Genomic DNA, 6,199 nt, shown 5'->3' with positions numbered 1-6,199 from the left:
GGGTGAGGTGTGTCAGTAAGCCGTGTTTAAATCCCCTGCATCCCCATGGAAAAGAGCGCTATCGCCCATATCCCACGTTGGCAGTCCTCCGGTATCCGTATCCAGAATGCAAAAAGAACCTGCAGAGTTTGCCTTCAGACTTCCTGCTCATTTCTTCCCACCGTATATTTCTGCTCCGGATGGTTTGGCTCCCCGGGGATTACGTATTCCAATTGGCCGTCACGTATCATCGGATTTAGATAACTACTTAGTACCCACCTTTTGCTTCTCCCAACCAACCGGGCGATCTCCCCGGCAGAGAAGGGGCGCACGCTGCAAATCTGAACGATAACTCGCCTGGTTTCCTGTGGTGAACTCCTTTTGCCCAACATTCTTATTGATTCGGCAATATCCGGCGGGATTGCTTCAGAATCCACACTCAGAGTCTCCCCGACATCCGGAGGGACCTCCACCTGCTGGCAAACTGTGCATACAGGGGCAACCCCGAGCAGCCCGGTGGGAGTATAGAAGGTCATCGCACCATGGGGATGCTGGATCAGGAAGCCTAAATCCCGGAGTTTCCCGAGCAATTTGCTTGCACCGACCACATCGAGTTCGGTCAGATCGCGACACTGCTCATTTGAGATAGACCCGTTCCGCCTGACAAAGACGAGAGCCATCGCCTCTTCGTCGGATAGGTCAGCAACGCTGAAGCCACGGAGCCATTCGAGTTCTTCCTCAGAGAAGAAATGGTGAAGGGAAAATACGGCGCGGAAGTAATCGGCCTGACGATTCGACTCAAAGACCGGCGGAGACAGGCGAGCTTCCCGGGTTAGCTGTACCATCATCCGGATTCCACTACCTTTGTTCTCAGCCAGGTTAGTATCGTGCAGAACAGCTGCAACGATCGGATTTCTGGTGACAGAGGTAATGCTCCCCTCATCGCCGATCTCGACAAGCGAGTGTCCCGGATTCGTTATCTCCAGCCTTCCCGGATAACGAATAATCCTTATCGTCCCGCAAGATCGATAGTTTCGGTGCATCAGCGCGTTCACAACCGCTTCGCGGACGACTCGCTCAGGGATGAGGGGTCTTTCGTGCCGCTGAATGGATCCCTCATGGAACGCCACGCACCTTGGAATATCGTCCATAATACCTGCAATAACCCTTGGTATCATACTCAACAGTGGTTCGCGGAACTCAAGCGAGTACGAGATCTCTCCGTCCCATTTGTGGCCTGGAACGCGTAGGTAATCAACACGCATCAGCGGGAGGTACTTCCGGATTGCCATATCCCTTCCAAAGAGGAGAATCCCGGCCAACGTAGGGATTAGCTCATCGTCTTGCTTATCCGCACACTTGAGGGCAAGGAGAAGGTCTCCATCACCCCAGTTCAACTCCGGTGCATGCGGGTTGGCTGCGCGTCGTGCTCGCCGGTATTCGCCGATTGCATGCGGATCGATGTCATCCAATGATGCACCGGGAATGACCGACTCATCAAACGTCCTCCGTCCTGCACTCGTGTGGAACATCCGGATATCCTCGTCAGTGCAATGCTGAGCCGTCGAGCCGATGCGGCGGTAAGCGCCACGCGGCAGACCTTGCGCTTTTATGTAAATGGGCTTATTTTGAGGCTCTTCTTCAGGGATGTATACCACGATCACCAACTTTTCATCAACCATGCAGACCTGCACTTTCGGCCTCAGGGGCCGGTTGAATGCGGAGGCACAGAGAGAGGCAACATCCCTCTGTAATTTATCGGGATCGTGGACGCCGGTAACTCTATAGTTCCCGGAAGCCGGGTTGCGGGAAACACCGAGCAGGAGATACCCTCCCTCGATCCCGGGCTCGTTTGAGAACGCCGAGATCGTCTGAGAGGCGGATTTGCCCAGAGTTCTGGATGTTTCTTTCGCTTCGATGCGCCAATGCTCGTCACACATATTAAGTTCTGATAGAAGTTCCGCACAACCCCGCATTCCACGACTCCTGCAGATGATATCCGGTCTATATCAGATCAGTCTTCGCCAATAACCATATACTGTTCGCATGCCGGGTGAAGGGTACTTCCGGTTTGCCTTCGAAAGGTTGCGGGGCTTCCCGCGTAGCGAAATCCAGAATTATCTTTCCTGCAGGCATCATCTTCGCGACGCTTTCTACATAGCATCTCAATCACACCGGCCATGCGGGACCTCACCTGGCCGCCCGGGTGTAGAGTTCGATACAGTCCAACGCCCATTCAACAACCTCCTCAAAATTCGGGACGACCATCATCTGATGCCGGAGCGATGCGTTCCATGATGCTGAGAACTGGTTACGCACCTTCACAAGCACGGAGTTGTCCAGGACGACCTCTTTGCATTCGCAGATCGAAATACTAATCAAATACTAATATCTAATAAATTAGTATTTGTGAGACCGGATCCATGACCAGACTCCCCGAAAGACCGCCCCAAACCCGGGATGGGAAAATCCTCAAGGTGCTCAGCGACATCTTAGAGGATCCCGACTTCAGGAAGACAGTGACCGACTACAACAACCGCTACTTCGCCTGGGACGAACTCACCTATCGCATCCCTGACCCGGAGGAGAGGCTCGCGGCCTGGACAGTCATGAAAATGCTTCGGGCGATGCGCTACGAACCCGTCCCTTTCGCCCACCTCGATCTCAGGTACTCGATCACCCCCGAATCCTCGCGGAACCTACACATCTTCGACCAGTACCTCTCCGGCATCATCCGGATCCACAATAGAACCGTCAGGCTCGACCAGTCCTATATCATCAACTCGTTCATGGAGGAGGCCATCGCCTCAAGCATCCTTGAAGGGGCGGCGACCACCCGTAGGGCCGCAAAAGAGATGCTCCGGAGGGGGATACGCCCGAGGAATCGATCCGAGCAGATGGTGGTCAACAGTTACAAGGCCATGCAGTCCATACTGGAGAGAAAGGACGAACCACTGACCCCGGAACTCATCCTCGGAACCCACCGGATTGTGACAGAGAACACCCTCAACAGTGCCGCCGTCGGACGATTTCGGGAGACCGACGATATTGTGGTCGCCGATCCCGTCACCGGCACTGTCTATCACACGCCCCCCGACCACGCAGAGATCCCGGCGATGATCGAGGAGTTGTGCCGGTTCGCAAACGCTGACGACGAAGAAGGCGCCGGGAGATTCACCCACCCCATCGTCAGGGGGATCATCCTCCACTTCCTCATCGGCTACATTCACCCCTTCGAGGACGGCAACGGGAGGACCGCCCGGAGCATCTTCTACTGGTACGTTCTCTCGCGGGGCTACTGGCTCTTTGAGTACATGCCCATCTCCCGGATCATCCTCCGGTCGAAGAGGGACTACGCTCTCGCCTACCTCCATACCGAGTACGACGAGATGGACCTGACGTACTTCATCCTCTACAACATCAGGTGCATCGAAGAGGCACGAAAGGACCTGCTCGCCTACATCGAGAAGAAGCAGAGCGAGCAGAACCGGACAGAAGCAATCATTACGAGCATCAGGGGAATCAGCCCGAGACAGGCGGAGATCCTTTTGTGCATGATGGAGCGCGGTGATGAGCACTTCACCATCCGCCAGGTCATGGAGACCTACGGCGTCGTCTACCAGACGGCAAGGACCGACCTTCTCCGCCTTGCTGAACTGGGGTGTGTCAGGAAAGAGAAGCGCGGCCGGGAATTTATGTTTGTCTTTAACCGGGAGTGCGATCTCTGGGAGAGGGGATAGAGAATGTCTTCGCAGTTCGGAACTTTTGGGGTACTACAAGGCGGTGATGCCGGCCTCCGTCTTTGCGATGGTGCTTGATGCACCATTCGTGCCGGTACCGGCGCCGGCCGTGACCGCCGGGTGAGGGTGGTAATGTATTTCAAAAAGTTAACTTCATCGAAACGATATTTTGATATTCTGAGATTTGGATTTTGAGGGTGGAGTATTTTGACTTAAGATCATAAATTACCATTTTGATCTTTTCGATATTGGATCTTCCGATCCCGTGAATATAAAGTACATGTATTCCATATTGCCGATTCCTGCGTATTTTACTCTCGATTTCTCGTCTTACTTGCTCCTCTGTCCTCCCACCCGAAACGAATACCGTGAGATTGCCTTCGTCGACGATGGGATTATATACCTCTAAAAATGCTTCGTCTGAGAAATCAGGATATCGTTGCATCTCTTCATAAATCTTTATCAATCCCCTAAAGTATCCTGCACTACAAAGGTCGCAGATATTTCTTCCACGCTTTGAGTATCTCTTTAAGATGTCCAACTTCAATCTGTTAATTTCTTCTTTTTGCGCCCCCTCCTCAAATCGCTTCTTTACGTATAAAGATGCGCGTAAGGCCGTGTAGTCATCGTCGGGGATTTTGCCATTAAAAAACGATAAAAACTCCCGTTCCTCATCTGAACTCTCTGTGATCTTAATTTCCTCAAGTAACTCTCTGGATTCGTTTTCGATTAACAGAGCATCATGTTCTCTAACCGCATCTGAGATCACTGGCTTTAGTTCCTCTATTTTGTCTTCCGGCAGCTTTTCCCAGTTGATCTTAAGTGCCCCGGTGGTTTCATCAAAACTGACTACATCCGCTCTTGGGTCGGCGATAATATTTACAGTTTTCACTCCCAATTGGATGTTCACGTTAAGGTGGACCCTCACAAATTCTCTGAGGCCATCGAGAAAAGCCATGTTATCCAAGCATATCCAGAAGTTCAATTAATGAGGGCAAGTCAGCTTTGATGAATATTTCGGAGCCTTTTCTTATCCCGGCAAATTCATCTAATGTGATATCTTCGCCGTTAGGTGTGAGGACGCGCTGATCCGGATCGTCACACTCGACAATATACCCGCTATCATCGACCGTCTTGCTAAAGCAAGACAATATCTCCAGCTTTAAGTCTGCATCGAAACTGATAACCCCTTCCCGAAGGCTCCGTGACATCTTTTTCACTGATTCCTATTGGGAATTTTTACCCAGATAAATCTTTCTTAATGTCCTCCGATAGCGGACGAGGTACCTTTGGCGAGGTACCTTTAACTCTATGCAAATTGGTTTGAAACCACATAATTGTATCCCGGGCTAAGGCCTGGGGTCCCCCTTCGCACTATCTTCTAAATGTTCGACGTGGCCCGCCAGGGAGGCGTAAGAGTGAGTTAGCCCCGGGATCAAGAGGATCTATTGGAAGTGTCCAAGGGGAGATATCATGAGGTGGAGTGACGATGGCAACACCTATCGGACCCGGGCTTACCCTTGATGGCGAAGATGCCCGGCGTTTTCACGAATATATGGAGAAGCCCACCCATACCGACGATACGCGGAAACTGATCCATCCGGCTTGCAGCACAGGATGCGCATAGCCGGCGCCTATGGACATAACATCCCCTCATAGCGCATTGCTGGAAAGAACCCCCGATGGATCCCATCTCACGCGGGCGTTCCTTTGCTCCCATCAGGTCTCACCTCCAGGCCGTTGTGCGAGAGTGCATGCTTCGATCGCTTCCACGTGCCTCTCTATTGCTTCCCTGATGTTCTCCAGCGTCTCCTCGACCGTCTCCCCCTGGGAGTAGCACCCGGGAAGCGCCGGGGCTTCTGCCCAGAACCCGCCCTCTTCGGCTCTCCTGATCGTAACGGCAAACTCCATGTAGGCATCCCATGCTAACAGTAGCATCACCGGAGGATATGTATTTCGCCCTCCCGTCATCAGAGTGCCCCGCTCGCACCGTCTCCTGACGGAGAACTCCGGATGAGTCTCTTCTCGCTCAGGCAAAGTGTTCAACGATCCTGCATTTCGGCCAGGATCTCCACAACTGCCTGCTTGAGCTCCGGGAGGTCATCCCTGACTATAGCCCAAACAGCCCCCAGTTCTATCCTCACATACTGGTGGATCGGGATATCCCGGAGGCCGGCACCCCGGCGTCATGGAATATCCGGGCGTTCTTCCTTCAAAAACCCCGGGATCCGTTTTGCGGCCTCACCGATGATCTCAAGGTTTCGTACCACTGCATCCTGAGCCATCTGTCAACTACCCCCCGCTAACGCAGGGGGCTTGCAGCGAGGATCTCATGGAGACCACGACGATGCATTTGATTCGCACGAAGGTTGCTTTAGCCAGCCTTATTCGTGCAGGCCGGTTGACGCGGCCCCTACCGATTATCCGCGGAACCACGGAATCATCGGCTACTTGCTCCCCATCGGCGTCAGGTTAATTTC

General features: G+C 53.0%; 6 protein-coding genes and 1 pseudogene. 1 reads left to right on the top strand and 6 read right to left on the bottom strand.

The annotated features are described in order from the left end of the window. Positions 1-134: 134 nt before the first annotated feature. Positions 135-1,919 carry an ATP-binding protein gene (locus BP846_RS03835; protein WP_292392729.1) on the bottom strand — a complete coding sequence of 595 codons (1,785 nt, stop codon included), beginning with the start codon at positions 1,917-1,919 and terminating at the stop codon, positions 135-137. A 250-nt stretch (positions 1,920-2,169) separates the two neighbouring features. Beyond that, positions 2,170-2,361 carry a hypothetical protein gene (locus tag BP846_RS03830; protein ID WP_292392728.1) on the bottom strand — a complete coding sequence of 64 codons (192 nt, stop codon included), beginning with the start codon at positions 2,359-2,361 and terminating at the stop codon, positions 2,170-2,172. Positions 2,362-2,402: 41 nt separating this feature from the next. Between BP846_RS03830 and BP846_RS03825 the strand changes: the two genes are divergently transcribed. Beyond that, positions 2,403-3,719, top strand: a complete 1,317-nt coding sequence (locus tag BP846_RS03825) for a Fic family protein (protein ID WP_292392727.1) — start codon at positions 2,403-2,405, stop codon at positions 3,717-3,719. Positions 3,720-3,858: 139 nt separating this feature from the next. Here BP846_RS03825 and BP846_RS03820 read toward each other — a convergent pair whose 3' ends face one another. From BP846_RS03820 to BP846_RS13065, 4 genes and pseudogenes are all read right to left on the bottom strand, one after another. Then, positions 3,859-4,677 carry a hypothetical protein gene (locus BP846_RS03820; RefSeq protein WP_292392726.1) on the bottom strand — a complete coding sequence of 273 codons (819 nt, stop codon included), beginning with the start codon at positions 4,675-4,677 and terminating at the stop codon, positions 3,859-3,861. A gap of 1 nt (position 4,678) precedes the next feature. Continuing rightward, positions 4,679-4,939, bottom strand: coding sequence for a hypothetical protein (locus BP846_RS03815; RefSeq protein ID WP_292392725.1), 261 nt, complete (start codon positions 4,937-4,939; stop codon positions 4,679-4,681). Between the two features lie 499 nt (positions 4,940-5,438). Next, on the bottom strand, positions 5,439-5,657 hold the full coding sequence (locus tag BP846_RS03810; protein ID WP_292392761.1) for a type II toxin-antitoxin system HicB family antitoxin: 219 nt from the start codon (positions 5,655-5,657) through the stop codon (positions 5,439-5,441). A gap of 104 nt (positions 5,658-5,761) precedes the next feature. Next, a pseudogene (locus BP846_RS13065) lies at positions 5,762-6,004 on the bottom strand (DUF86 domain-containing protein). Positions 6,005-6,199 lie beyond the last annotated feature (195 nt).

It is taken from the genome of Methanoculleus sp. UBA303 (assembly GCA_002501655.1).
In the GTDB taxonomy this organism is placed as follows: Archaea; Halobacteriota; Methanomicrobia; order Methanomicrobiales; family Methanoculleaceae; genus Methanoculleus.
This window is presented reverse-complemented; position numbering and strand designations above follow the sequence as displayed.

What these genes read in the sequence shown, in the direction of transcription:
- BP846_RS03835 (WP_292392729.1), bottom strand. Translation starts at nt 1,919, where the DNA reads ATGTGTGACGAGCATTGGCGCATCGAAGCGAAAGAAACATCCAGAACT.
- BP846_RS03825 (WP_292392727.1), top strand. Translation starts at nt 2,403, where the DNA reads ATGACCAGACTCCCCGAAAGACCGCCCCAAACCCGGGATGGGAAAATC.
- BP846_RS03820 (WP_292392726.1), bottom strand. Translation starts at nt 4,677, where the DNA reads ATGGCTTTTCTCGATGGCCTCAGAGAATTTGTGAGGGTCCACCTTAAC.
- BP846_RS03810 (WP_292392761.1), bottom strand. Translation starts at nt 5,657, where the DNA reads ATGCTACTGTTAGCATGGGATGCCTACATGGAGTTTGCCGTTACGATC.